The organism is Bifidobacterium longum subsp. longum JCM 1217, from assembly GCF_000196555.1.
In the GTDB taxonomy this organism is placed as follows: domain Bacteria; phylum Actinomycetota; class Actinomycetes; order Actinomycetales; family Bifidobacteriaceae; genus Bifidobacterium; species Bifidobacterium longum.
This window is the reverse complement of the sequence record NC_015067.1, coordinates 406,405-432,509: the sequence shown is the minus strand read 5'-3', so window position 1 is coordinate 432,509 and position 26,105 is coordinate 406,405. Positions and strand designations below refer to the sequence as shown.

Genomic DNA, 26,105 nt, shown 5'->3' with positions numbered 1-26,105 from the left:
AATGTCGGTTATTCTGGATTTTGGTCCATCTCGGGCCGCGTCGATGCGTCGGCCCGCGAGAAATCAGGCTCGCGCCTCACCTTCGAGGCGGCGAACACAAGAAGCGGCAGAGCGGCGAACGCATAGTTCTCGCATTGGATGTACAGGTATGCGACCAGGACGAGCCAGCAGATGACGGTCTTGTGCCAGACGCCGGATTCGCCCGAACCCGCGCCGGCAACGCCGCCACCACTATTACCCCCGGCAACATCAGCAACGTCGGCAACGTCGGCGACACAAACACCGTGCGCCAGCTCGTCGGACGATGCGCCATCCGCACCGCCACGGCATACCGTCCTCCCGCGCGTCATGCAGACCATCGAGGCTCCGACCAGCATGGCCAGCCCGATCAGCCCGTATTCGGCGATGACGCTGGTATACGCGCACATCGTCCACACCGTGTCCGCGTTCACGCCGGCCGCGAATCCCGTGGCCGCGCCGCCGTTCATGCCAAGACCGTCCAGCAGCCGTCCGGCTTTGGCCGCGCCGGCCCACACCGCATTGATGATGTTGCCCGCGCCATAACCGGTGAGCAGCGTCCACGGATGGGTGAGCAATCCGCATATCGGATCGAGGCTTTGGTAGATCCGCGCGAAGAACGAGCCGTCTCCCTCGGCCCCGTTTTCCGCGATGGCGGAGAGTCTGGAATCCGCCAGCACACCCAGCAGGCCCAGTGCGCATGCGCCGAGAATCTGCAGCATGCCCCGGACGCGGCGTGCGCCGTCATGCCAATCGGTGCGCGCCACAAGGGCGATCAGCAACGCCACGACGGAATCGATGACGATTCTGGTGCCGGCTTGCATGAGCACCGCGCCGACGGCATACGTGACGATGAGGTCACGCAGCCGTTTGGCGTAGATGCGGTCGCGCCCGCGCATGAGCCACATGAGCGGAAGCAGTATGCCGAACAGGTGCATGCCGATATAGCTGGGCTCGGCGAACAGGAACTGCGGACGGCCGCCGCCCCACACCGAGTTGTCGCTGATGTATTGCCGGTACATGAGGTGCGAGAAATAGTCGGTCAACGGTTTGGCGTGCAGACGGATGGACAGCCATTGCACGACGCCCACTCCGAAGGAAACCCAGTATGATGCGATGAGAATCCGCAATGGCGTACGCCACGGAATGCGTTTGATGTCGAACGCAAGGGCGATCGCACCCAAAGTGGCGAGCACGCCCAGCAATCCGGTGATGCTCATGAACGCGGCGTTGAGGTGGATGCCGAACTTCAGCCATCCCGGGATGGACAGGATTATGCAGGCCACCGGTAGGAGGAACATTGGCAGGTACCGGTTGGCTGCGATGCGCAGTTGCCGCCAATTGCATAGGCAGTACACGGCGAACAGCGCCGGACTGATTGGAGACCAGAACGGCGCGTACAGGCCAAGCGTGGTGCCGTCCACCGGAAGAAAAGCAATGGCCAGCAACAGCCAAATGACGTTGCGTTCCTGCGATGTCAGAAATCGCAGGAACGACCGGTATTGCGGTCGGCCATGATGGTTGCCCGCGTCGATGGTGTCGTTGCGTACGCATGCCTGGTTCATGTGATTCTCCCTCCCCGTCAACCTTACTCGTTCATCATGATGCGCGGACGGGGCATGCTTTCCCCGCTGAAAGTGCAATGGCCCGAACATTGACAAGGTCGCACCGAATGCCCCCATCATTGGCACATTGTGCGATCTCGTCGCGGCTGGCTGACGAAATAATGTTGGCCGACCGGTTACATTGGTTCGGTACAGTGGCGGCATTATTGGCCACTGAATCAAGCGATTTGCGGCAGAACGACGAAAACAACACTTGGGCGAAAAGAGGCAGGCATGACTACGAATCGACCGCTCATTGCGGTGACTCCGCTGATGGATTACGGGCGCGATAGTCTGTGGATGCTGCCCGGATATATGGAGGCGATAATGCGGGCCGGCGGTACGCCCGTCATGTTGCCGCTGACCGATGACACCGACATTCTTGCGCAATGCGCCGAACGGTTTGACGCGTTTCTGTTTACGGGCGGGCCGGATGTGGGACCGATGGTTGGTGCAGCGGCCTCCGCCACCGGCCGTAGCGAGGTGCTCTCTCCTGAGCGCGACCGAATGGAATCGATTCTGCTGCCAGCTGTAATGGCTTGGGACAAGCCGATTCTGGGCATCTGCCGTGGCATTCAGTTCATCAACGCAGCGCTGCGCGGCACGTTGTGGCAGGATCTGCCAAGCCAGCATCCGAGCGATATCGAACACCATATGAATCCGCCGTACGATGCGTTCGGACATAACGTTTCCTTGGTGCCCGGCACTCCCCTGGCTTCATTGTTCGCAGGGCAGACTGAGATTGCGGTGAATAGCTATCACCATCAGGCGGTTCGTGAGCCTGCTGCTGGACTCGAGGTCATGGCCGTCGCGCCCGACGGCGTGATCGAGGCCCTGTACCGGCCGGCAAGCCACTTCCTGTGGGCCGTGCAGTGGCATCCCGAGTTTCTCTACAAGGTAGATCCACGCTCGCAGGCGATTTTTGATGCGTTTGTGGGGAGTTGCCGATAACAGCAAAAGGGGCTGCTCCGGTTTCCCGGAACAGCCCCTTTTCAGCGGTAGCAGTCAGCAGACTGATTTAGTCATCAGTGCTGGCTTGCCAGCGCTGATTGGCGCGTGCGGAGACCGCCGTCCGAAGGCGAAGGCGTACGAAGGTACGTCGAACCTGAGGAAAGGCGGTATACGCTCCGCCAATCAGTGCTGGTTGTTGAGACGGTGGTACATCTCGGACAGCTCCAGTTCCTTCTCGAACTGGCGAGCGGTGGTGTTCTCGTCGATGACGGCGAGCTCAACACCGGCGATGCGGGCGAAGTCTTCCCAAGCCTCACGACCAACGGAGGTGGTCATGCAGGTGTGGTGAGAACCACCGGCGGTGATCCAGCACTCAACAGCGGTCTTCAGGCTCGGCTTCGGCTCCCAGACGGCGCGGGCGCACGGAAGCTCCTTGAGGGAGCCCTGCGGCTCAACGACGTCGACGACGTCCATGAGCAGGCGGAAGCGTTCGCGAACGTCGGACATGGAGACCACGACGGCGTCCTTGGCGGGCTTGCCGGAGAAGACCAGGCGGACCGGGTCGGCCTTGCCGCCGATGCCCAGCGGGTGGATCTCCAGCTTCGGCTTGGCGATGGTGCCGATGGACGGGGAAACCTCGAGCATGTGGGAGCCCATGTCGAGCTCGTCACCCTCGGTGAAGTTGTAGGAGTAGTCCTCCATGAGGGAGGCGCCACCCTCAAGGCCGTAGCCCATGACGGCACCGATGCGCACGAGGACGGCGGTCTTCCAGTCGCCTTCAGCGGAGAAGCCCCAGCCGTACTCGGACGGGAAGCGCTGCGGGCCAACGCCCGGCAGCTGCGGCAGAGCGCCGAGGTCCTCGAAGTTGTCGACGCCGGCGGTGCAGCCGTTGGCGCGCATCATGTTGACCATCGCGGCCTCTTCCTTGGCGGCGATGAACAGGGAGTCGTACTTGGCGTCCAGCAGAGCCGGGTCGACGTCGTACTTGGCCTTGTAGTCCTCGATGATCTCCTTGACCTGGTCGTCCTTGACGGCGTCGTACGCAGCGACGAGCTCGTTGACGGCCCAAGTGTTGATGGAGGCGCCGAACACGCGCTCAGCCTCGGTCTTGTCGCCCTCGGTGACGGCGACGTTACGCATGTTGTCGCCCCAGCGCATGACCTTCATGTTGTTGGAGGCATCCCAGCCGGCGCAGGCGCGGGCCCAGGTGCCGAGCTTCTCGGCGACCTCGGGATCGGTGTAGTGGCCGACGACAACCTTGCGCTTGATGCCGAGGCGGGAGACGATGTAACCGAACTCACGGTCGCCGTGGGCGGCCTGGTTCAGGTTCATGAAGTCCATGTCGATGGTCTCCCACGGGATTTCCTTGTGGTGCTGGGTGGCCAGCTGCAGCAGCGGCTTGGTCAGCACTTCGAGGCCGCGAATCCACATCTTGGCCGGGGAGAAGGTGTGGCACCAGGTGATGACGCCGATGACGTTCGGGTTGGCGGAAGCCTCGACCATGAACTCCTTGACACCGTCGGAGGACTTCAGGGTGGGCTTGAGGACGATCTTGGCCGGAATCTTGCCGGTGTTGTTCAGGTAGTCGACCATTTCAGCGGAGTGAATGGCGACCTGGCGCAGGGCTTCTTCGCCGTACAGGTCCTGCGAACCAACGCCGAACCAGATTTCCTTGCCCTCGAAGGGATTTTCCATAACCATAGGGTTACTTCCTTTACTTCTTTGTTTATGGGGGTTTGTTTAAGTTTCATTCGCCGACCGAGGCTCCCCTCAGTCAGCTATCGCTGACAGCTCCCCTCAGAGAGGGGAGCCAAGACACCACCGTGCTGGCGGAGTCAGCGCTGATTTGATGTGTGTGTCCGCAAGGCGCGGAAGGCGAAGGCGTACGAAGGTACGTCGGGCCTTCCGTAACGCGGCGGACACTCCATCAAATCAGTGCTGACCGTAGACGTTCTGGTAGCGGTCGTTGAGCTTATCGATGTCGGCCTGGTCGATCTCGATGATGTCACCGAGCTGACGGGCGGCCCACATGGTGTGAGCGACTTCCTCGGTCATGGCAGCGGCCTTGACGGCGCCTTCAGCATCCTTGCCGATGGTGAAGGGGCCATGGTTCTGCATGAGGACGGCCGGGGACTTCGGGTACTTCTTGAGGGTCTCGACGACACCCTTGCCGATCGCCTCGGAGCCGATCAGACGGAACGGGCCGACCGGCACCGGGCCGCCGAACTCGTCACCCATCATCGTCAGGCCGCACGGGATGTTCTGACCAGTGGCAGCCCAAGCGGTGGCGTAGGTGGAGTGGGTGTGCACGACACCGTAGACGTCGGGCATGTTGCGGTAGATGTAGGCGTGGGAAGCGGTGTCCGAGGACGGGGCTTCGGTGCCGTCGACCACGTTGCCGTCAAGGTCGCACACGACCATGGAGGACGGGGTCAGGTACTCGTAGCGCAGGCCGGAGGGCTTGATGACGAACAGGTCGGCGGTGTGCAGACGCTGGGAAACGTTGCCCGCGGTCCACACGACCAGGTTCCACTTGATCAGCTGCTGGTGCAGGTTGGAGACGACCTCACGAACCTGCTTGACCTCGGCGCGAACCTCGGGGCCGTAATCAGCCAAAGTTGCCATTATTGGTTTTCCTTTCCACTGTGATGGATGGACGTTTTTTCAAAATCTCAAGGACCTCCCTCAATAGAGGGAGGTCAGAAAGGCTTACTTATCTTCGAGGTTGATGGTTTCGATGGCGGCGTGCTCGATGGGCAGGCCCTTGGTGAAGCGGGCGAAGAAGTCCTCGAAACCAACCACATCGGAAGCCACCGGCTTCTCAGTGGTGGACTGGGCGTCCTTGAACACGCAACCGTCAAGGAAGTCAGCGAGGTTGCTGTGATCCTCGTTGGTGTTCCACAGGTAGTTGGCGAGCACGGCCATGCCCCAGGCGCCACCTTCGGCGGCGGTGGACATGACCTTGATCGGGGTGTTGAAGGCAGCAGCGAGAATCTTCTGAGCCACCTTCGGAGTGGCGAAGATGCCGCCGTGGCCCACGAGAGAGTCGACCTGCACGCGCTCCTGCTTGGTCATCACGTCCATGCCGATCTTGACCGGGGAGAACGCGGAGAACAGCTGGGCGCGCATGAAGTTGCCGAGGGTCATGTTGGCTTCGGGGCTGCGGGCGAACAGCGGGCGACCTTCAGGCAGACCGGCCAGGAATTCGCCGGAACGGAACGGGTAGTTCAGCAGGCCGCCGCAGTTGGCGTCCACGTCGTCGGCGATGGCCGCGCGGAACAGGGTGCCGTACAGCATACCTGCGTCAACCGGCTGGCCGATAGCCTTGGCGAACTGGCCGAACAGGCCGACCCAAGCGTTGAGGTCGGAGGTGAAGTTGTTGGCGTGGCTCATACCGGCCAGATCGCCGGCCGGGGTGGTGACCAAGTCAACCTCAGGGTGGAGGGCCTTGAGCTTGTGCTCCAGAACCACCATGGCGAAGATGGAGGTGCCGGCGGAGACGTTACCAGTGCGTACGCGCACGGAGTTGGTGGCCACCATGCCAGTACCGGCGTCGCCCTCAGGCGGGGCGAGCACGATGCCGGGCTTCAGGGCGCCGGACGGATCGAGCAGCTTGGCGCCTTCCTCGGTCAGCTCGCCAGCCGGAGTGCCGGCCACAAGCGGCTCAGGAAGCAGGTTCTCCAGCTTCCACGGCTGGGCTGCGACCTCAGGTAGAGCGTCGAACTTCTCAATGAATGCGGTTTCGTAAGTGTGAGTGGTCGGGTCAATCGGGAACATGCCGGAGGCATCGCCCACGCCGAGGACCTTCTTACCGGTGAGCTTCCAGTGCACGTAACCGGCGAGTGTGGTGAAGTAAGCCACCTTGGAGACGTGCTCTTCCTTGTTGAGCACGGCCTGGTACAGGTGAGCGATGGACCAACGCTCGGGGATGTTGTACTGGAACAGCTCGGAGAGCTTCTTGTGAGCTTCGGAGGTGTTGGTGTTCTGCCAGGTGCGGAACGGCACCAGCAGTTCGCCGGCCTCGTCGAATGCGAGGTAACCGTGCATCATGGCGGAGAAGCCGATGTGGCCGACGTGCGTGAGCTTCTCGCCATAGACGGTCTCGACGTCGTTGGCCATGGAGGCGTAAGCGGACTGCAAACCGCCCCAGATCTCCTCGGTGGTGTAGCTCCACAGACCATCCTCCAAGTGAGAGGCCCAGCTGTAGTCGCCGGAGGCGATGGTCTGGAAGTTGTCGTCGATGAGGACGGCCTTGATGCGGGTGGAGCCGAATTCGATGCCCAGCGTGGTCTTGCCAGCGCGAATCTTCTCGGCGATGTGGGCGACCTGCTCGGCCGCGTTGTCGGTTGCTGCCATATCTTTCCTTTGCCTTGGAGCGCCGGCGTTGTTATCCCCTTCCTTGGGGAGGGTGTTAGCGCTCACAATTTCCCAAAAAACATTGTACCGATAACCTGCATTCGACACAACTTATACCGTGTCACGCATCATAACGGTTTGATAACAGGGCCAATTTACCGCCGAGGAGCCGGCCCCAAGGACCGCCGAGCACGCACCTCGGCGGGAATCAGCCCCATGCCGTGCTGGGTGGTCAGGAAGGTCGGCTCGCCGCCCTCCCCCAGCAAGCGCAGCGTCTCTCGCATGGCGGCCACGCCGAGCCCCTCGAAATCGGGATGCACGGTGGTCAGCGGTGGGTACATGTTATCCACGCCAGACATGTCGTCGAATCCGACCACGCTGATGTCTTGCGGAATCCGAAGCCCATGCTCATGCAACGCGCGCATGATGCCGACGGCCTGATTGTCGTTCGCGGCGACGACCGCGGTGGGCAACGCCGCGCCTCGACGCCCATACTCATCAATGAGATGATTCATGTGCGCATATGCCTCAGAGGCATCCCACGTATGGCAGCGCACGATCTGTGAATCGATGGATCGGGAGGCGGCGAGCTTGCGCCACGCATCCAGTCGGGTGTGGGCGTCGCGCCATTCGTTGGGACCGGCAAAATACAGAGCCGATTTGTGCCCGTATTCGCCCAGCAAGGCCACCACTTTGGCCATTGCACCCCACTGGTCGATACCGACCAGCGCAGTGCGACGCTTGTTTTCGGTGGAGATAAGGCCCAATCCCTCACGCACGGTCATTTGGCCGTGGGTGGCGGTGACGATGACGCGCGGCTGAGTGACTCGTGCACGGCAGGCGGCGGCGAACATCACGTCGGTCGGGGTCAGGAAGATGAAGGCGTCGACGTTCTGCTCGTTGAAGGTGTCGCACAGGTTGTCGAAGTCGGCCTGCGCGCACAAGGCCTCGTGGACCATCATCACGCTCATGAACAGACCGTGCTCGCGGGCCATGGATTCGATGGAGGAGATGGAGGAAATCGGGCCGAAGAATTTGAGGCCTCCGGCGATCAGCCCTATGGTGCGCGAACGGCGGGAAGCCAGTGCGCGCGCGGAGTTGGAGGGGCGGTAGCCGAGTTGGTCAATGGCGGTCTGGACTCGCGCACGGGTGGCGTCGGAAACGTCCGGCGAGTCATTGATCACACGGGAGACGGTTTGGTGGCTGACTCCGGCGAGCTTGGCCACTTCGAACATGGACGGACGTTTGCTTGGCTTGCGGCTGGTCACCATATTGCCTAACCTCCCCGCTGGCGGCCGGCATCCGTGCACGGCCAGGCTTGTACCTTAATCAATACTGACTTTAGCGCGTCCACAACAGTTTTGCGTTAGCGCTCACACTGTCGTGTCGCACGCGGCTCAGGTCAGGTGCCATGAGACACGATGGAGCGGAGTCGGCCCGTGCTCGGCGATGGCGGTACGGTGTGCGGCGGAACCATAGCCCTTGTTATGAGCCCATTCGTAGGCGGCGTAACGTGGGTTGCTTTGCGCGAGGTCGACCATCAGCCGGTCTCGGGTCACTTTGGCGATGACCGCCGCGGTGGCGACGGTGGCGCAATGCTGGTCGCCTTTGACTTTGGTCGTTATGTCGGCTGGAATCGGCACGTCCGGCGCGTCGAACGTGTTGAGCGCCTTGGTGATGTAATCGCTCGGCCCGTCGAGAATTCCGGCGACTTTGGGCAGAGCGCGAACGCTTCCCTCGCAATTTCCAATGGATTCCCCTACGGAGCCTCCCGGACGACCTTCCACAATCTTCCCCGCAGACTCCCCCGAAGCCTTTTTTATCGTCGATTCCCCTCTAAGTCGTAAGCCAAGTTCGCGTTCGACTTGGCTGAGCGCGCGCAGGGCGGCCACGCCGAGCGCGTAGGTGATGCCCCATTCGTCGATCTCGGTGTTGCTGGCCTGGCCTACGGCGTAGGCCGCGCACCAGTCGCGCAGTTCGTCGAAAATCGCCTCGCGCCTATGTTCGGTGAGCATTTTGGAGTCGGCCACGCCGTCCGGCACGCCGAGGTAGGTCCGCCCGGACAGTTCGACGGCATCATCGCCATCCAACGGCTCCAAATCACGGGCCCAAATGGCGGCGCACCCGACCATCACCGGGCCGGCGAGCGCGCCGCGGCCGACTTCATCGAATCCAGCGATAAGGTCATAGCCCTGGGCCGCAAGGCTGCGTTCCAAGTCAAGTGTCGGGGTAATCATGCGCGGCTCCCATCGTCTCACAATGGTTAGGATTCAGACGGTCCAGGATTCATATGGTTCAGGGTTCAGACGGCCCGGAACTCAATCAGTTCAAAGACTCACACGGTTCAAAAAAAGACTCAGGAATTCGAGCCGGAAGCGTCAGGCACGTCCTTGAAGACTTCGTGGTGGTCATCAATCGCACCAAGCCGGTCAAGCGGCCAGTATTTCGCGATTCCGACTCCGACCACATCGGAGATGGGAACCAAGCCGCGATCGCCGTCATCCTGATGATAGCGGGAGTCGGCGGAATTGGCGCGATTGTCGCCCATGACGAACACGCGGCCCTCGGTCACGGTTACCGAGAACGGGAAGGCGCTCGGGTCCACGCCGGGGCGAATGTAGGAGGTCTCATTGATGGCCACGCCGTTGATGGTCACCGGCTGGCCCGCGCCCTTGCATTCGACCACGTCACCGGGCAGGCCGATCAGTCGCTTGATGAGGTACCCGCCACCGGGAGCGCTGCTCTGCTCCTCGTTCAACCAGTTGTTGGGATCTTTGAATACCACGACGTCGCCGCGCTGCAAATCGAAGATCTTGGGGGTGAGCTTGCTGGTCACCACGCGATCGCCGGGCACCATGGTGTCCATCATCGAGCGCGAAGGAATCTCGTAAAAGCCGACGGCGAAAATGCGAATCAGCAGCACGATAAGCACGGGAACGCCGCACCACAGGAAAAAGTCGCGTAGGGTGAAGTGGTCATCATCTGACGATGATGCTGCCGCGGCATTCGCGCCAGCGGCTGCACCCGCGCCAGCGGAAGAAGCGGCGTGCGCCGGGCGCGCCGGTGCCGGGGGAACCGGGGACAGGGCGATGCCGTGGTCGGCGACTTGGAACGTACGGGAATCGCGGGCATCGGCCTCGTCATCATACGAGGTCTGGTTGCTCTCCGGATTGTCGGAAATCGGGAATTCGCCGTTATCCTGATCGTCCTGCATACCATCTCCTCGCGATTCATGCTGCCGGATATGAGGGGTGCCGGCGCCCGTCCATCATACGTGGAAAATACGAAAACAGCCCGAAACCGAAACGGTTCCGGGCTGAATTTCACGGTTTATTCGCGCGCCTGCATCATCAGGCTCACGATTGCACCCGCGAATCGACTCACTTAGCAGAGTTGTCGCGGCGCTCGGCAATACGAGCGGCCTTACCGCGCAGAGCGCGCAGGTAGTACAGCTTGGCGCGGCGCACACGGCCCTTACGCACGAGCTTGATGGAGTCGATGGACGGGGAGTGCACCGGGAAGCGACGCTCCACACCAGTGCCGAAGCTGATCTTGCGGACCACGAAGGTCTCACGCACGCCAGCGCCCTTACGAGCGATCACCACGCCGGTGAAGGTCTGGATACGGGAGTTGTTGCCTTCCTGGATCTTCACGTTCACGTCGACGGTGTCGCCGGGACGGAAGGCCGGGATTTCCTCGGCCGGCTTCATGTGCTTGGCGTCAAAAGCCTCAACAGCGTTAACCATTGTTTTCCTTCAGTGCTGCCGCATATCAGCCACAGATCTGGGGCCATCCACGCGATTACGCATCGCGCGCGTTGGCCTGTTCTCGTTATCCCTCGAGTTTGCCCTTGGGAAGCCTGCCGATCCGCCGAAAGTCAGGCCTTGCGGCCGTTCGGGCTGGACCCATGGAGACGTGGGCTTATGCGGCGGCCCACTTCTCGACACAGCAATCGACCATTTTACGGATTATTGCGGACAGTATCGGCGTGTCGTCGTCTCTCTCCGTTATTAACGCATCAGTTTGGCCGAGGCAGCACGGATGGCGGATTCGAATACTTTCCGTCCCTCCTGCTGGTCGCATGGATACCGACGATGGTATTGATTTGGCGTTTCAGCGCACGGCTTGAAGAAGGTGAGAGTCCGATGGACGGTGATTATTCCAGTAGTTTCGCCGCCGGCAACAGTCATAGTTGAGGGGGGAGCATACGGAGCGTTCCATAACTCCCTCTCAGTCAGCTTCGCTGACAGCTCCCCTCAGTATTGAGGGGAGCTAGAAAAGCGAATCAGAATTCGCGACGTGGGCAGTCGCCAGACTGCCCACCAGACAGCACAGCCGCGGTCGCGCGAATCACGAATTCTGACCGAGCAAAGCGAATCAGAATTCGCGATTTGCGCGGTAGAACTTGATCAGGCTCTGGGTGGAGGCGTCCTGGGCGGCGAGGGCGTCGTCGTCCTGGGAGATGGCCGGGGTGATCTGCTTGGCAAGCTGCTTGCCGAGCTCGACGCCCCACTGGTCGTAGGAGTCGAGGCCCCAGACGGTGCCTTCCACGAAGGTGATGTGCTCGTACAGGGCGATGAGCTCGCCGAGTGCGAACGGGGTCAGAGCCACACCGAAGATGGAGGTGGTCGGACGGTTGCCGGAGAACACGCGGGCCGGAACGATCTCTTCCGGAGTACCCTCGGCGCGAACCTCGTCAGCGGTCTTGCCGAATGCCAGAGCCTTGGTCTGAGCGAAGTAGTTGCCCAGGAACAGCTCGTGCACGTCCTGGTCGCCGTCCTTGGTCGGGTTCGGGGTGTTGACGAACGCGATGAAGTCGGCCGGAATGAGCTGGGTGCCCTGGTGAATCAGCTGGTAGAAGGCGTGCTGGCCGTTGGTGCCAGGCTCGCCCCAGAAGATCTCGCCGGTCTCGGAGGTGACGGGGGTGCCGTCCCAACGCACGGACTTGCCGTTGGACTCCATGGTCAGCTGCTGCAGGTAAGCCGGGAAGCGGTGCAGGTACTGGTCGTACGGCAGCACGGCGTGGGAAGCAACCTTGAAGAAGTTGCGGTACCAGACGTTCAGCATGCCGAGCAGCACCACGACGTTCTTCTCGAACGGGGTGTTGGCGAAGTACTCGTCGATCTCGTGGAAGCCGTGCAGGAACTCCTCGAAACGGGCCGGGCCGAAGATCACGGCCAGGGAGGTGCCGACGGCGGAATCGACGGAGTAACGGCCGCCAACCCAGTTCCAGAAGCCGAACGCGTTGTTCGGGTCGATGCCGAACTCCTCGACCTTCTCTAGGTTGGTGGAGACGGCGACGAAGTGCTTCTTGATGGCCTCGGCCTTCTGAGCCTCGTCGCCCTCGGCGATGGCGCCGTTGGCGGTGAGCTCTTCGAGCAGCCAGGTGCGGGCTTCGCGAGCGTTGGTCAGGGTCTCCAGGGTGGTGAAGGTCTTGGAGACGATGATGAACAGGGTGGTCTCCGGGTCGAGGCCCTTGGTCTTCTCGGCCAGGTCGTTCGGGTCGATGTTGGAGATGTAGCGGGCGGAGATGCCAGCGTCAGCGTACGGCTTCAGAGCTTCGTACACCATGACGGGGCCCAGGTCGGAGCCGCCGATGCCGATGTTGACCACGGTCTCGATCTTGCGGCCGGTCACACCGGTCCACTTGCCGGAACGCACGTCGTCAGCGAAAGCGTAGATCTTGTCGAGTGTCTCGCGCACGTCCTTGACGGTGTCCTGGCCGTCAACGATGTACTTGCCCTCGTCTTCGACCGGGCGGCGCAGCGCGGTGTGCAGCACGGCGCGGTCTTCGGTGTTGTTGATGTGCACGCCGGTGTACATAGCCTTGGTGCGCTCATCGAGCTTGACGGCCTTGGCAAGGTTGGCGAACAGCTGGAGGGTTTCCGGCTTGATCAGGTTCTTGGACAGATCGAAGTGCAGGTCGCCGGCGTCGAAGGACAGCTTGTCGACACGCTCGGCGTCCTCGGCGAACCACTTCTTGAGGCTCACGCCTTCGGCCTGGAGCTCGTCATAGTGCTTCTGCAGGGCAGCCCACTCAGGGGTCTGGGTGGCGTCAACGGGCGGATTGATGGCCATAGGATTCCATTCCTTTCATCAGTGACTGGAGCGCCTTCGCTCACGGCTCGGATGCGCTCCGTATCACCAAACAGAATACTCACAAATTCGGACATGAACAGAACAAAATGAGTCAGCGATGTCGGATTGCCATCGTTTGCATTATCGAACAGTTCATGGCGCGGCGCAACCGTCATCTTCGACTGAGCGGTCGCGACACAACTGCCAAGCCGCCGATTGGACTTTTCGCGGGGATGTCTTATACTTAATTTCTTGTGCGCGGCTGGCGAAATGCCTTCCGCGAACCAAGCCACTTTAGCTCAGTCGGTAGAGCGGCTCACTCGTAATGAGCAGGTCGTCAGTTCGATTCTGACAAGTGGCTCGGATGCCCTAGGCTGGCTGGTCTGTAATGGCTGTCCGGCCTAGGGTTTTGTATATCTTCCACACCTGTGGAAACGCGGATATGCACGCGCGAGTGGCGGAATTGGTAGACGCGCAGGATTTAGGTTCCTGTGTCTTTGACGTGTGGGTTCAAGTCCCATCTCGCGCACCGGCTTGAGCCTCTTGGAAGCATTGGATTGCCAACGATTCCGGGAGGCTTTTCGTATATGCGTGAGGCAATTGCAAGCCCTTGCGGACGCCTCTACATATGGCAATGCCAAGGCGGCAAATATAATGGTCACAGCATTGTGGGTCTGAGCCTGTGCGCCATGAGCCTGTGTGAGTCAAGGAGAGAAGTGTATGTCCGCCATTCTTACGCCGGTTGGTCTGTTGCTGATCATTCTCGCCGGCTATCTGTTCAAGCGGTTCGGCCTGTTCGGGCAGAAGGATTATCGCGTGTTGCAAACCGCGGAATTCAACATCGTGCTGCCCGGTGCCATCGTATACTCGTTCGCCACCAATCCGCATGACATCTCGCTGCTGCTTATTTCGGTATTCGCATTCCTGTTTGCTTTTATCCCGGTCGTGTTCATCTTTCTGGCCACCCGCAAGCGCAATGTGACCGACCGCGCCTTCCTGATGCTCAACGGTGCCGGCTTCAATCTCGGCTGTTTTTCTTTCCCGGTCGTCCAGTCATTCTGGGGTGCGGGCGCGGTGGTGCCGGCTGCGATGTTCGATATCGGCAACTGCGTGATGGTGGCCGCCGGCACCAATGTGCTCACCCAGCAACTGCTGCATATTCAGCCCGGCAAAACACTTGCCGAACAACACGCCGGTTCGGCTCCCACCCTACCGTACGAAAAGCCCAAGGATCGCGACGCCAAACGGCTTGCCCGCCGCGCATTGCTGCGCACCATCGGCAAGAGCTTCTTCGGCTCGGTGCCGTTCGACACGTATCTGCTCATGATCGTGTTGACCGTCGCCAACGTGAAGATTCCCGATTGGATCGCCTCTATAACCCAGCCATTGAGCGGCGCCAACGCGCTGGTGTCGATGCTGATGGTGGGCATGCTCATGGACCTGCCCCAATCCAAGCATGACGTGAAGGAAGTCATGGCCGTCATCGCTTGGCGTATACCGTTCAGCGTCGCCTTCGCGTTGATCGCGTGGCTCCTGCTGCCGTTCTCGGCTTCGATTCGCGCCGTGATGGTGATCTGCGCGTTGGCTCCGATCGCCATTTTCTCCACGCTGTTCACCGACAAAGTACTCGGCAACGCCAAACTGGCCGGCTTCTCGCTGGCAATCACCGCGATGATTTCACTGGTGATGATGGCTGTGGCTCACGCGCTGATGGGCGTGTGAGCAAATGCGCAAGTAGGCACACGGCGGGTGCACGGTCAGACGAGACGCAGCCCACATAGGCTCGTCCCCCGACCGCCAGTTGCTACCGGCGCAGCAGCTTGTGCGCCAGATTGCTCACGCCGAAGCGGAACTTATCCACCGGCAACGTGAATTTTCCTACCATCTGCTCGACGTAGCCGTTAAAGCCCTGCTTGAATTCCAGCACGCCGCGGCCCTCGTCGTTCGGATCGTCGAACACGCCGGAAATGCCGTAGAAGTTGTAGCGGCTCACGCCCTTCTCCACACATAGATGCAGCATTGCTTCGTACTGAATCAGCGCCGAGGCGTAGAACGGCTTGTACTCCTCCAACGAACCGGAATACTGATAGACCACCTCATTGGGGTGACTGACGAACATTGAAGCCGCTGCCGGCAGCACATCGCCCTTCCTGGCATATCCCTCCACCTCAGCCAGACGCTTGTCGGCGGCCGCGAGATTGCGTGATTCCTCCCCCAGCTGACGTTCGATACGCGTGGTCGGACGTTCATCGTATTTCGCCTGCAATCGAGCTACCTTGGCCTGCAACGCCTCGCGCTTGGCGGTCATATCCGCCACATATTCGGCGATGTGGATTTCCGCGAGCATGAAATGCGCATCTGCGCCATACGCCTGCTTGAACTGGCGGAAATAGTCCGCGCCACGCGTCGCGAACCCACGGCGTTCACCGGTCCGCCGTTCGATATCGGCGAACACGTCGAACTCGTCGGGGCCGATCTCACGAACGTGCACACCCATCGACTGCGCCCGCTTGACACTCCACTGAGCACGTTTGCCGAATGACGCCAGCAGTTCCTTGCCGTTGGTGATGCCGGTGAGATCCTTGACGTACATCCACTGACAGACCACGTCATAACCGGTATGGAATCCGCCATGCGTCCAGCCGGCATCGGCGAATCCGGCCAGTAGTGCATCGTTCGGCTCGCCGTCGGGCTGCCCGTCCGAGGAATACAGACGGTAGGCGACGTTAGGCCAGCATGCTACGGAAACAGCATGGTGGCGACGGGCTGATTCGCAAATCGCCTCGGTTATGGCCCGCAGCAGAGCCGGATCATCGCTAATGCCGATGGGGCCGAAATATACGGAGCCATCTGCACCGAAACGACCATTGAGGTACAGAATTACGCAGCCGGTTACCAGATTGCCGGATGCGTCGCACACGCCAACGCATTCGGCTTCATGCCCACGAATCTTGGCAAGACGGACCTGCCCGGACCATTGCTGGAAGCTGCCCTGGCTTGTGGCTTCGGAAAGCCGGTCGAGCTCTTCGGGCGTAATCACGCCAAACGTATACGTCGTATCTGTTCGATTCGCAGTCGCGCTCATCTCGTCGTCACCTGTGCCTTATTTCTGTGTCCGTGCTCGCCACTGTTTGTCAGCGATGCAGCAGCTTGTGCGCTGCTTCGGATACACCGAAGCGCAGTCCGTCCACCGGCAGCGTGAACTTGCCCGGAAGCTCTTCCACGAATCCGCCGAAGCGAGTCTTGAACTGCCAGACGCCGTAGGAAGGATCGTTGGCGTCGAAAATACCGGAAATGCCGTAGAAGTTGAAGCGCTCCACGCCACGGGCGATGCAGTCAAGCATCGCCTCGAAGTGGATTAGGGAAGACGGGTAGTAATCCATGAAACGATCGTCCTCGCCGCTGGACAGGCAGACGACCTCGTTCGGATGCCAGAAGTAGACGCCGGCTTCCACCGGAATGACCGGGCCGTCCGAAGCGATGATGCCATTGACTTCGCCGATGGTCTTTTCCAGCGCCGCAATCTTCTTGTCTGCGGTGGCGATGCGCTTTTCCAGCGTTGCCGGGTCGGAAGCACCCTTCTTGGCCGTGCCTTCCGGCTGCTGTTGCGTGCGCTGGAGCAGGCGTTCGAGGTTGCGCTTGTCTTTGGAGGCCGCATTCAGCTTGGATTGCAGGGTGTCCAGATATTCGTCGAAATGGGTTTCGACCACCTTGAACTCGATCAGGTCGCCGAAGGTATCGAACAGACGCTCATAGTAGGCCAGATCGCGGCTCTTGAAGCCTTGACGTGCGGCGCTCATATCGCACAGCTTGACGAAAGTGCTCAGTTCGCCGCGTTCCAGTCGGCGCACGCGCAGACCGGAATCCTGGGCAATGCGGATGTTCTTACGGCGGTACTTGGAGAACGAGGCCAGCAGTTCCTTCTCATTATGAATGCCGTCAAGCCCCTTGACGAAGTTCCAGCGGTTCACCACGGATTCGTAGCCCACGGTGAAACCGCCATGTTTCCAACCGAAGCGGGCCATGTTGTCCATCATCGTGGTGTCCGGGTCGCTGGTCGGCTTGCCGTCCAGATCATGCAGACGGTAGACTGCGGCCGGCCAGCAGGATACGCTGATGGCGTGATGGGCCTTGGCCGAACGACGCAGGGCTTCGGTCATCGCCTCAACCACCTGTGGATTGTCATAATCGCACAGCGGTCCGCACCAGACCGAGCCTTCCAAACCGAAACGGGACCGCGTGTACACCACGTAGCAGGCGGCAATCAGCTTGTCACCGCGCTTGACACCCACATAGTCCACCGGACCGTTGAACGCACCCATGGCGGCCATCTGCGAGGTCTGCTGGAAACTACCTTGCACTTGAGCTGCGGAGAACGCATCCAGCTCGGCAGGAGTGATCTTGGTAGGGGTGAGCGAGGCGACGCCTGCATCGGATTGCGTCATAATCGAACCTTCTTACTTGTCGTTACTCTGATCGTTACTCTGGGCTCTGGAATGGCCTGTGTGCTGCGTCCGTTTACCGCGACAGCAGCTTGTGCGCAAATTGCTTCATGGCATAGGCGACCGGTTTGACCGGCAGCACGAACTCGCCCGGAAGTTCCTCGACATATCCGTTGAAGCCCTGCTTGAACTCCAGTACACCACGCCCCTCGTCATCGGGATCATCAAAGACGCCGTCGATGCCGTAGAAGTTGTAGCGAGACAGCCCGTGTTCCACGCAGAAATGCAGCATCGCGTCATGCTGAATCAGCGCGGAGGCGTAGAAGGGCTTGTACTGCTCGACGCTACCGGAGAACAGGTAGATGACCTCGCGCGGATGCTCCACGAATAGTGATGCCGCAGCCGGCAGTACATCCCCGTCTTTGGCGAACTCGGCCGCCTCGTTCAGGCGCTTTTCGGCTGCCGCCAGATTGCGGGTCTCCTCCCCCAGCTGACGTTCGGTTTTGGTGGTGGGGTGTTCGGCGTTTTTGGCGGTCAATGCCGCCACCTTGGCCGAAAGCGCTTCACGCTTGGACGTCATGTCCGCTACGTATTCGTCGATGTGGATCTCGGCAACCATAAAATGCGCTTTGCTGCCGAACGCTTCCTTGAAACGGTGGAAATATGCTTCGCCACGGTATTCGAAGCTACGGCGTTCAGCGGTTTGCTGCTCGATTCGTGCGAATACCCCCAGCTCGTCGTCCGACAGCTCACGCACGTGCACACCCATCGATTGGGCACGCTTCACGCTCCACTGGGTGCGCTTGTCATAGGACTTCAGCAGACTTTTCTCATCGGTAATGCCGGTCAGATCCTTGAGGTAGCGCCAACGCGGAACCGCCGTGTAGCCCACGGTGAAACCGCCATGAGTGAAGCCGATCGCCTCGAGCTGTTCTATCAGCTTATTGTCGGGAGCGCCATTCTGGTCATCCGGCAAAGAAGCTCCATTGGTGTCGCGAAGCCGATACGGGGATTCAGGGGTGATTTCCAGCTGTGAAGCACCCTTTGCCTTGGCATGGCGTTTCAGCGCATCCATGAAGAAGGTCAATGCTTCGGTGTCGTGATAGTCGCACATCGGGCCATCATGGATGACCGCAAATGTAGAGAATCGAGAGCGGTGAGTTTCGAACAGTGCCGCCGCGACGATCTTCTCGCCCTCCTTGAGGGCCAAATATTCGACGTCGATCCCCTGCGCGGCGCGAAGGCGTCCCATCGCCGAGGTTTGTTGGAAATTGCCTTGTGGATGCCTGGCGGAGAAATCATCGAACTCCTCGTCTGTCAACTTCACCAGCACAAAATCACGCATGCTTCCCTTTGCCTCCGAGTCAATCAGGCTCACCATGCTAGCATAGCGCGCACACGACGAATGGCGGCCGAGCAGATGAGGTGTGCACATCGTTCGCACTATTGCCGCCACGATGGTCCAAAGAACAATGGCCCAAAGATGATGAATGTCCGGCTTGCAGTGAATCAAACGCAGTGCTATATTCTCTACTTGGCTCTTGAAGCCACGCCACCTTAGCTCAGTGGTAGAGCATCCCCCTCGTTCGTGGGAAGGTCGGTAGTTCGATTCTATCGGGTGGCTCTTGTTCATCAAGAAGGCCGACGCACTAAGCGCCGGCCTTCTTTCGTATCGCCCTTGCTAGGTCATAGGCGCTTGCTAGACACTCGCCCGATTCGGGGGCTGAGTGCTGAGCCGCGACTCAACTGTGGCTTAGTCGCGGCTCAGTGCAGCTAGACAGCCTAGACGACTTAGTGCAGCAGGGCCTCGATGGCGGGGACCAAGGCTTTCAGCGCCTTGCCTCGGTGGGAAATCGCATTCTTCTCGGCCGGAGTCATCTCGGCGCTGGTCAGCGGCTCGCCTTCATGGTCAGGCTCAGTGCTGACGCGACCGGCAGGCTGATCGTCCGGGACAAACAGCGGATCGTAACCGAAACCGTGTACGCCACGAGCCTCGCGGATGATGCGACCCGGCATGTCGCCGAGCTCCACTGTCTCCGACTTGATGGCGTATCGAGCATGCACCGGGGCAGGGCTCCCATCGGCAGCCGTGGTGTGAACGGTGATGCCGTCGGCAGCCACTCCACCGGTCACGTCGGCACCGGTCTCGGTGTCCGGGACCACCAGCGCGGCGGCGCAACGGAAGCGCGCGGTACGCTTGTCATCCGGAATATCTTCGATTTGGGCGAGCAGCAGCGCATTATTGGCCTTGTCGTGGCCGTGAGCACCCGCCCAGCGAGCAGACAGAATGCCCGGAGCGTTACCCATCACATCGACGATGAGACCTGAATCATCCGCGACAGCGGGCAGACCGGTACGGATGGCCACAGCGCGGGCCTTGAGTAGCGCGTTCTCCTGGAAGGTGACGCCAGTTTCCACCGGATCCGGCAGGTGAAGGCTGCCAGCGGACACCAGTTCGATGTTTTCGGCATCCGCGCCAAGATCCTCTTCGAGAATGCGGCGGATTTCCACAAGCTTGCCTTCGTTATGGGTTGCGACGACGATTTGCATGAGGTTCTCCTTTAAGAAGGCTCCCCTTGTCAGGGGAGCTGGCTTAGTCTAGGGACAGAGCGGCACGCTGGGCGGCTTGCAGTTCCTTGTTGCCCTTTTCGGCCAAGTCAAGCAGGGTGCCGAGTTCGGCACGGTTGAACGGACGGTGTTCTGCGGTGCCCTGAATCTCGATGAAGGTGCCGGAACCGGTCATGGCCACGTTCATGTCGGTCATGGCCTGACTGTCTTCAATGTATGGCAGGTCAAGCATCGGAGTGCCGTTGATCACGCCCACCGATACGGCGGACACATAGTCCTTAAGCACGCGGCTGGCGGACTTGATATGGCGGTGCTTCTCCGCCCAATTGACTGCGTCGACCAAAGCCACGTACGCACCGGTTACGGAAGCCGTGCGAGTACCACCATCGGCCTGAAGCACATCGCAGTCAAGCTGAATCTGATTCTCGCCGAGCGCCTTCATATCGATGACGCCACGCAGGCAGCGGCCAATCAGTCGGCTGATTTCGTGGGTACGGCCACCGATTTTGCCACGTACGGATTCACGGTCGGTGCGTTCGGCGGTGGCACGCGGCAGCATCGAGTATTCGGCGGTGACCCAGCCGAGGCCGGAGTCCTTGCGCCAACGCGGCACACCGGGAGTAAAAGTGGCGGTGCACATCACGCGCGTGTTACCGCATTCGATGAGCACGGAGCCTTCGGGGGCGTCGGTGAAGTGGCGGGTGATGCGCACAGGGCGCAGTTCGTCGACCTTGCGGCCGTCGGCACGAATTATTTGGTGATTGCCAAGCATGTCTTTGATTTCAACCATGCGCCCCAGCATACGCCATCCGCTCTATGCCTGGATAGCAACTCGTCAACCATCATCGAACTACATCGCGCCGCTCTGATACGTCATCGTTGCCCGCCGCGTTATCACCATTGAGAGTTTCACTCATCCAGAGGGAAGAGTAGCCAATGTAACCAGAGGGATGCGGCCAGTGAGATACGGTCAGAGGACTTTGGTCTCTGTGGTCGAACCGTTAAGCGGACAGCCCAGTGGGCTGTCCGTAGGTAAGGGGAGCAGCTATGCTGCGACGGATTCCTATGGAGACGAAAGTTCTCGTCAGAGAACCTGAGTCTCCGTAGGAATCACTGGCTCGCCCTTCATGAGGCTCTGCGCGGTGATGGGCAGTTCGGACAACGCCTTGGCGTGGTAGTCGTGGGCGGCCATGATGGCGTCATGGCCCTGCCACTGCGCATCGATATGGCCGTGGTCCACGAAATCGACCAGCAGGTTCTTCCACGTCGGTTCGGGCGTGAAACCGGCCAGCTTCTCTTCCGAGCCGGAAATCACGTGTTCGGCTTCGGCTAGCGCGTATTCGTAGGAGCGGAATGCCAACTTGCGACCGGGCACTGTGGCCTTATCCTTGGACTTCTTCATGACCGGAACCATCGTGCCGTCAGCGCCTTCACGCTCGGTGAGCTTGTACACCATCGCACAAGTGGGAGCGCCGGAGCCGGTGACCAGCATGGTGCCCACGCCATAGGAGTCGACCGGCGCGGTCTGCAATGCGGCGAGCGCGTACTCATCCAAATCGTTGGTCACGGTAATGGTGGTGTTCGTGGCACCCAGGGCGTCCAGCTGGTTGCGCACACGCTGGGCCATGGCGGCCAAGTCGCCGGAGTCGATGCGCACGCCACCCAGTTCGGGACCGGCCACTTCGACGGCGGTTTTCACGGCTTCCTCGATGTTGTAGGTGTCCACCAGCAGCGTGGTGTTCTTGCCCAATGCCTCGATCTGTGATTCAAAGGCGTCACGCTCGGAATCATGCACCAACGTGAAGCAATGCGCGGCGGTGCCAATGGCCTTCAGACCATACAGCTGGGCGGCCAGCAGATTGGCGGTACCCTTGAATCCGCCCACTACGGCAGCTCGAGCGGCGGCCACGGCGGCCCACTCGTTAGTGCGGCGTCCGCCCATATCCATGCAAGGACGATCCTTGGCTGCCGACGCCATACGTGAGGCGGCGGAGGCCACTGCGGAATCGTAGTTCAGCACGGATAGAATCAACGTCTCCAGTAGCGTGCATTCGCCGAACGTGCCTTCGACCTGCAAAATCGGGGAGTTCGGGAAGAACATCTCACCTTCGCGGTAACCGCGAATCGTACCGGAAAAGTGGAAGTTCTCCAGCCACTTAATGGTCTCGGGGCTTACCACGTGACGGTCGGCCAGGAACTTCAGATCCGCTTCATCCAAGTGGAAATGTTCCAGCGCATCCAGAATGCGGCCGGTGCCGGCCACCACGCCATAGCGACGGCCTTCGGGCAAGTGACGCGTGAACACCTCGAACACGCACTTGCGGTCGGCGGTACCGTCTTTCAGAGCGGCGTCGAGCATCGTGTATTCATACATGTCGGTCATCAGAGCCGGCGAATAATCGACCATTGCAAGGCCTTTCCTACATAAGTGGTGAAGTTGCACCTAAGTGTAGTCCGGGCAAAGCCGTGCGGGAAGGGCTCGTCTTATTCTCGTATCGCCAGATTCGATATTGCCGGGTTCAGTATCGTCATATTCATCGGCACTATGGCGGTCGGTCACACCGACCATAATCATCACGACCAGCCAATACGCCAGCCGCACCATACGGCCCACTGGCGAAGCGGTAGACTCGATGCATGAGATTCATCGTGGCGTTGTGGCGCTTTGCGATCGCCGGTTTCTGCTTCGTGGGCACATATGAGGCATGGTCCAAACCGCAGTTCTGGGTGTATTTCACGTTCCAGACCGGTTTCGTGCTGGGCATCGTGATGCTGTGGTCCGGCGCGGCCACACTGCTCAAAGGTATTCAGCCGCCTGCATGGCTTAAGGGGTGCCTGACTGTGTACGCCATAGTCACCGCACTGGTGGCGTTCTTCCTGACGCCTCCGGACGACCCGGCATACGTGCCACAGGTTATTGGCATCATGACCAATACGATGCTGCACAAAATCGCCCCGATTATGGCGGTTATCGATTTCGTGCTATTCGACCCGCACCGGCGTTTCCGCTGGCATTACATGTTCTCGTGGCTGGCGTACTTCCCTGCATACTTGGTCTTCGTGCTGGCCCGTGCGGCGATTTGGCCGGGGTCCGGACCGGCGGCCGGCGGCAGTCCGTATCCGTACGACTTCATCAACCTCGACGCACTCGACTGGCAAGGGTTCGGCATTAGCTGCGGCAAGCTGGCCATAGCGTTCTTCGTGATATCGCTCGTTGTCTGGCTGCTCGACCGCGCACTGCCGAGCAAGGCCTTACTCGGATAGACGCGCCCACGATCGACGCGCATTGGTCTTAGTGCCCAGCCGGCATCCAGCTCAGCACTCGATGGCCTCAACATTCGATGGTCTCAACATTCGATGGTCTCAACATTCAATGGAATAGGCGCGGTTTTTGTACTCGCGCCAATCCGGCCAGTCTTCACCGGCGTCGATGGCACGCTTGATGTCGCCATAGTAATGGAGCTTGCGCTGCACGTGCATGGCCGCCTCGTTGAGGGCTCGGCGCTGCTCGTCCAAGGATTCGCGGCGAGATTCCAGCAGATCAAGGATTTCATCGATATGCTCGGGCTCATTGGACTCATACACGAAGAACTTTTTAAGATCGTCAATGGTCATGCCGGCGTTCTTGAAGCAGCAAATCGCGCGCAGACGGTCGATATGGCAGTCTTCGTATATGCGCTGGCCGGTTTCGGTGCGCTCCACGTTGGTCAGCAATCCCTGATCCTCGTAATAGCGCAGCGTAGAGGGCTGCATATGGAACTGCGTGGCCACCTGACGAATGGTGTAGGACATCATGACTCCTTACTGCGGCAACACGCCGAAGCGTCGCAGCCGTTTGCATTCAAGTTCACTTGAACTGGAACCATAGTATCCAAGAACACTTACGAATACCGCTCAATCGGCGTCGGTTTGCCCATCGCAGGTAAGCATTCGTAAGAACAAGAATGACATTGTAAGGAGACTCAATGTTCGAGCCAACCGCCATCTATGCCCCCAACCCGCACCGTTACGACACGATGACCTACAACCGTGCCGGCACCTCCGGCCTCAAGTTGCCGGCCGTCTCACTTGGCTTCTGGCACAACTTCGGCGACATCACGCCATTCGACCAGATGAAGTCCCTGGTCTTCACCGCCTTCGACAACGGCATCACCCACTTCGACCTAGCCAACAACTACGGCCCCGAGCCCGGCCAGGCAGAGAAGAACTGCGGACTGCTGCTCGCCAAGTACTTCAAGCATCACCGCGACGAACTCGTCATCTCCACCAAGGCCGGCTACGAAATGTGGACAGGCCCCTATGGCGACCTCGGCAGCCGCAAGTACCTGCTCGCCAGCCTCGACCAGTCGCTGGAACGCTTGGGCTTGGATTATGTGGACATCTTCTACCACCACCACCCGGATCCGGAAACCCCGCTTGAGGAGACGATGGGCGCGCTGGCTCAGGCCGTGAACTCCGGCAAGGCCCTGTACGTGGGTCTGTCCAACTACGATGGTCCGACGATGGAAAAGGCCGCCGCAATTCTGGCAGAACTGCACGTGCCGTTCATCATCAACCAGAACAAGTACAACATCCTCGACCGCACCGTTGAAAAGAACGGCCTGAAAGAGACCGCCTTCAAGCTGGGCAAAGGCCTTATCACCTTCTGCCCGCTGGCTCAGGGCCTGCTGACCAACCGCTATCTCAACGGCATTCCGGCCGACAGCCGCATGGCTCACGATCCGCGATTCCTCAACGATTCCGCCCTGACCGAGAAACTGCACAAGCAGGTTGTGGACCTGAACAATCTGGCCGCCGAACGCGGCCAGACGCTGGCCGAGATGAGCCTGGCATGGCTGCTGCACGACGGCAAGGTGACCTCCGTGCTGACCGGAGCCTCCAAGCCGCAGCAGATTCTCGACAACATCGGCGCACTGAAGAACACCCACTTCAGCGACGAGGAGCTCAAGCTGATCGACGAGATTTCGGCTCGGTGACCATTTTGGCTCCCCTCGCTGAGGGGAGCCAAGTACCACCTTTAGCGCGTCATTTCCTCGTAAATCCGCTTGCAGTCGGGGCAAACCGGGTACTTGGACGGATCGTGCTTGGGCACCCAAACCTTACCGCACAGGGCCACCACCGGGCGGCCGGTCGCACGCGATTCAGCGATACGGTCCTTGGATACGTAGTGCGCAAAACGATCGGCGTCGCCACCATCGTCACGAACCGGCGACTCCTTGGTCTCCGGACGCTCCAGCACCGACGTGCCGGCACCTTGGTCCGGGTTGCGCAGCGGTTCGGCATCATCAACGAACATCTCGGCAAAAGTCATGGTGCACTTCTTTCCTCGTATTCAACGATTCGACTGCACTCCATCATAGATTCCCGTCGTTACCCGCGAAACCCATTGGCGCGTAATCCGCACACCTCCACACACCCATGTCGCGCATCACGCCACCCCGCCACATACAATGCCACATACAATGCCGCACACGACGCCACACCGACGCCACATACGGCACCGCACACACTGCCTCATACGCCGACGCGACAACAATGCACGCTCGGCAGCACGAAGCACACCACTAGCGGTAGGCTATAAAGCATGACTATCGCAGTATGCCCCGGCTCGTATGACCCCGTTACCGCCGGACACTTGGATGTAATCGAGCGCTCGGCGCGGTTTTTCGACGAGGTGCATGTGGTGGTGGCCGTCAACGCCGCGAAAACACCGATGTTTTCCGAAGCCACCAGAGTCGACGTGATCCGCCGCGCCCTTGACAAAGCCGGTTGCAAGAACGTCACCGTTTCTTCCACCGACGGCCTGATCACCGACTACTGCAAGAAGGTCGGCGCCACCGTTATCATCAAGGGTCTGCGCCAGAACGGCGACTATGAAGCCGAGCTCGGCATGGCGCTGGTCAATCGCAAGCTCGCTGGCATCGAAACCCTGTTTTTGCCGGCCGATCCGATTCTTGAACACATCTCCAGTTCCATCGTCAAGGACGTGGCCCGCCATGGAGGCGACGTGACCGGCATGGTGCCCGATTGCGTCGTGCCGATGCTGGCCGATGCCCTGGCCGAGGAACGTCAGCGGAAGGACTGATGC

The 26,105-nt window shown here is 60.2% G+C and carries 22 protein-coding genes and 3 tRNA genes; 8 read left to right on the top strand and 17 right to left on the bottom strand.

Going from position 1 to position 26,105, the window contains the following annotated elements; all coding sequences use genetic code 11:
- Positions 1-8: 8 nt before the first annotated feature.
- Positions 9-1,583 carry a hypothetical protein gene (locus BLLJ_RS11095; RefSeq protein ID WP_007054834.1) on the bottom strand — a complete coding sequence of 525 codons (1,575 nt, stop codon included), beginning with the start codon at positions 1,581-1,583 and terminating at the stop codon, positions 9-11.
- Between the two features lie 273 nt (positions 1,584-1,856).
- Between BLLJ_RS11095 and BLLJ_RS01780 the strand changes: the two genes are divergently transcribed.
- Complete coding sequence (locus BLLJ_RS01780) at positions 1,857-2,573, top strand: gamma-glutamyl-gamma-aminobutyrate hydrolase family protein (protein ID WP_007057865.1); 717 nt, start codon at positions 1,857-1,859, stop codon at positions 2,571-2,573.
- 183 nt (positions 2,574-2,756) lie between these two features.
- Here the strand turns inward: BLLJ_RS01780 and araA are convergent, their stop codons facing one another.
- From araA to pgi, 8 genes are all read right to left on the bottom strand, one after another.
- Positions 2,757-4,274 carry an L-arabinose isomerase gene (gene araA / locus BLLJ_RS01775; protein ID WP_007051388.1) on the bottom strand — a complete coding sequence of 506 codons (1,518 nt, stop codon included), beginning with the start codon at positions 4,272-4,274 and terminating at the stop codon, positions 2,757-2,759.
- Positions 4,275-4,505: 231 nt separating this feature from the next.
- Positions 4,506-5,198, bottom strand: coding sequence for an L-ribulose-5-phosphate 4-epimerase (locus tag BLLJ_RS01770; protein ID WP_007051389.1), 693 nt, complete (start codon positions 5,196-5,198; stop codon positions 4,506-4,508).
- Between the two features lie 84 nt (positions 5,199-5,282).
- Positions 5,283-6,929, bottom strand: coding sequence for a xylulokinase (locus tag BLLJ_RS01765; protein ID WP_013582375.1), 1,647 nt, complete (start codon positions 6,927-6,929; stop codon positions 5,283-5,285).
- A gap of 155 nt (positions 6,930-7,084) precedes the next feature.
- Positions 7,085-8,200 (bottom strand): LacI family DNA-binding transcriptional regulator, encoded by a 1,116-nt coding sequence (locus BLLJ_RS01760; RefSeq protein WP_007057860.1) that lies wholly within the window; start codon positions 8,198-8,200, stop codon positions 7,085-7,087.
- Between the two features lie 126 nt (positions 8,201-8,326).
- The gene (locus BLLJ_RS01755; protein WP_007057855.1) at positions 8,327-9,166 is read right to left on the bottom strand and encodes a ribonuclease HII; all 840 of its coding nucleotides are present in this window, start codon (positions 9,164-9,166) and stop codon (positions 8,327-8,329) included.
- 119 nt (positions 9,167-9,285) lie between these two features.
- Positions 9,286-10,143, bottom strand: coding sequence for a signal peptidase I (lepB, locus tag BLLJ_RS01750; RefSeq protein ID WP_007057862.1), 858 nt, complete (start codon positions 10,141-10,143; stop codon positions 9,286-9,288).
- A 166-nt stretch (positions 10,144-10,309) separates the two neighbouring features.
- A complete protein-coding gene (gene rplS, locus BLLJ_RS01745) occupies positions 10,310-10,675 on the bottom strand; it encodes a 50S ribosomal protein L19 (protein WP_007051394.1) in 366 nt (121 codons plus the stop codon).
- A gap of 631 nt (positions 10,676-11,306) precedes the next feature.
- Complete coding sequence (pgi, locus tag BLLJ_RS01740) at positions 11,307-13,007, bottom strand: glucose-6-phosphate isomerase (RefSeq protein ID WP_007057834.1); 1,701 nt, start codon at positions 13,005-13,007, stop codon at positions 11,307-11,309.
- Between the two features lie 288 nt (positions 13,008-13,295).
- Here pgi and BLLJ_RS01735 point away from each other — a divergent pair.
- The 3 genes from BLLJ_RS01735 to BLLJ_RS01725 all read left to right on the top strand — a co-directional run bounded on the left by BLLJ_RS01735 (position 13,296) and on the right by BLLJ_RS01725 (position 14,729).
- Positions 13,296-13,368: transfer RNA gene (locus BLLJ_RS01735), tRNA-Thr, on the top strand.
- An 87-nt stretch (positions 13,369-13,455) separates the two neighbouring features.
- Positions 13,456-13,536, top strand: a tRNA-Leu gene (locus BLLJ_RS01730).
- A gap of 191 nt (positions 13,537-13,727) precedes the next feature.
- On the top strand, positions 13,728-14,729 hold the full coding sequence (locus BLLJ_RS01725; RefSeq protein ID WP_007054825.1) for an AEC family transporter: 1,002 nt from the start codon (positions 13,728-13,730) through the stop codon (positions 14,727-14,729).
- 82 nt (positions 14,730-14,811) lie between these two features.
- Here BLLJ_RS01725 and BLLJ_RS01720 read toward each other — a convergent pair whose 3' ends face one another.
- The 3 genes from BLLJ_RS01720 to BLLJ_RS01710 form a co-directional block, all read right to left on the bottom strand.
- Complete coding sequence (locus BLLJ_RS01720; RefSeq protein ID WP_013582374.1) at positions 14,812-16,092, bottom strand: aminoacyltransferase; 1,281 nt, start codon at positions 16,090-16,092, stop codon at positions 14,812-14,814.
- A 49-nt stretch (positions 16,093-16,141) separates the two neighbouring features.
- Positions 16,142-17,452, bottom strand: coding sequence for an aminoacyltransferase (locus tag BLLJ_RS01715; RefSeq protein WP_007051399.1), 1,311 nt, complete (start codon positions 17,450-17,452; stop codon positions 16,142-16,144).
- Between the two features lie 73 nt (positions 17,453-17,525).
- Positions 17,526-18,794: an aminoacyltransferase gene (locus BLLJ_RS01710; RefSeq protein WP_007051400.1), complete on the bottom strand. Its 1,269-nt coding sequence runs from the start codon at positions 18,792-18,794 to the stop codon at positions 17,526-17,528.
- 206 nt (positions 18,795-19,000) lie between these two features.
- Here BLLJ_RS01710 and BLLJ_RS01705 point away from each other — a divergent pair.
- Positions 19,001-19,073, top strand: a tRNA-Thr gene (locus tag BLLJ_RS01705).
- Between the two features lie 167 nt (positions 19,074-19,240).
- Here the strand turns inward: BLLJ_RS01705 and BLLJ_RS01700 are convergent.
- The 3 genes from BLLJ_RS01700 to BLLJ_RS01690 form a co-directional block, all read right to left on the bottom strand.
- The gene (locus BLLJ_RS01700) at positions 19,241-19,999 is read right to left on the bottom strand and encodes a non-canonical purine NTP pyrophosphatase (RefSeq protein ID WP_007051401.1); all 759 of its coding nucleotides are present in this window, start codon (positions 19,997-19,999) and stop codon (positions 19,241-19,243) included.
- Between the two features lie 43 nt (positions 20,000-20,042).
- Positions 20,043-20,807 (bottom strand): ribonuclease PH, encoded by a 765-nt coding sequence (rph, locus tag BLLJ_RS01695; RefSeq protein ID WP_007058292.1) that lies wholly within the window; start codon positions 20,805-20,807, stop codon positions 20,043-20,045.
- Positions 20,808-21,101: 294 nt separating this feature from the next.
- Positions 21,102-22,424 (bottom strand): nicotinate phosphoribosyltransferase, encoded by a 1,323-nt coding sequence (locus BLLJ_RS01690; RefSeq protein WP_007055715.1) that lies wholly within the window; start codon positions 22,422-22,424, stop codon positions 21,102-21,104.
- 230 nt (positions 22,425-22,654) lie between these two features.
- Here BLLJ_RS01690 and BLLJ_RS01685 point away from each other — a divergent pair, with 230 nt between their 5' ends.
- Entirely contained in the window at positions 22,655-23,281 is a 627-nt protein-coding gene (locus BLLJ_RS01685) for a Pr6Pr family membrane protein (protein ID WP_013582373.1), read from the top strand.
- A gap of 99 nt (positions 23,282-23,380) precedes the next feature.
- On the opposite strand, the gene BLLJ_RS01680 is transcribed toward BLLJ_RS01685, so the two are convergent.
- On the bottom strand, positions 23,381-23,809 hold the full coding sequence (locus BLLJ_RS01680; RefSeq protein ID WP_007051407.1) for a MerR family transcriptional regulator: 429 nt from the start codon (positions 23,807-23,809) through the stop codon (positions 23,381-23,383).
- 173 nt (positions 23,810-23,982) lie between these two features.
- Between BLLJ_RS01680 and BLLJ_RS01675 the strand changes: the two genes are divergently transcribed.
- Positions 23,983-24,993, top strand: a complete 1,011-nt coding sequence (locus BLLJ_RS01675; RefSeq protein WP_010081165.1) for an aldo/keto reductase — start codon at positions 23,983-23,985, stop codon at positions 24,991-24,993.
- 41 nt (positions 24,994-25,034) lie between these two features.
- Here BLLJ_RS01675 and BLLJ_RS01670 read toward each other — a convergent pair whose 3' ends face one another.
- Complete coding sequence (locus BLLJ_RS01670) at positions 25,035-25,328, bottom strand: DUF3039 domain-containing protein (RefSeq protein WP_007055705.1); 294 nt, start codon at positions 25,326-25,328, stop codon at positions 25,035-25,037.
- A gap of 273 nt (positions 25,329-25,601) precedes the next feature.
- On the opposite strand from BLLJ_RS01670, the gene coaD reads away from it, so the two are divergent.
- Positions 25,602-26,102 carry a pantetheine-phosphate adenylyltransferase gene (gene coaD / locus BLLJ_RS01665; RefSeq protein WP_007051410.1) on the top strand — a complete coding sequence of 167 codons (501 nt, stop codon included), beginning with the start codon at positions 25,602-25,604 and terminating at the stop codon, positions 26,100-26,102.
- The last annotated feature ends 3 nt before the right edge of the window (positions 26,103-26,105 follow it).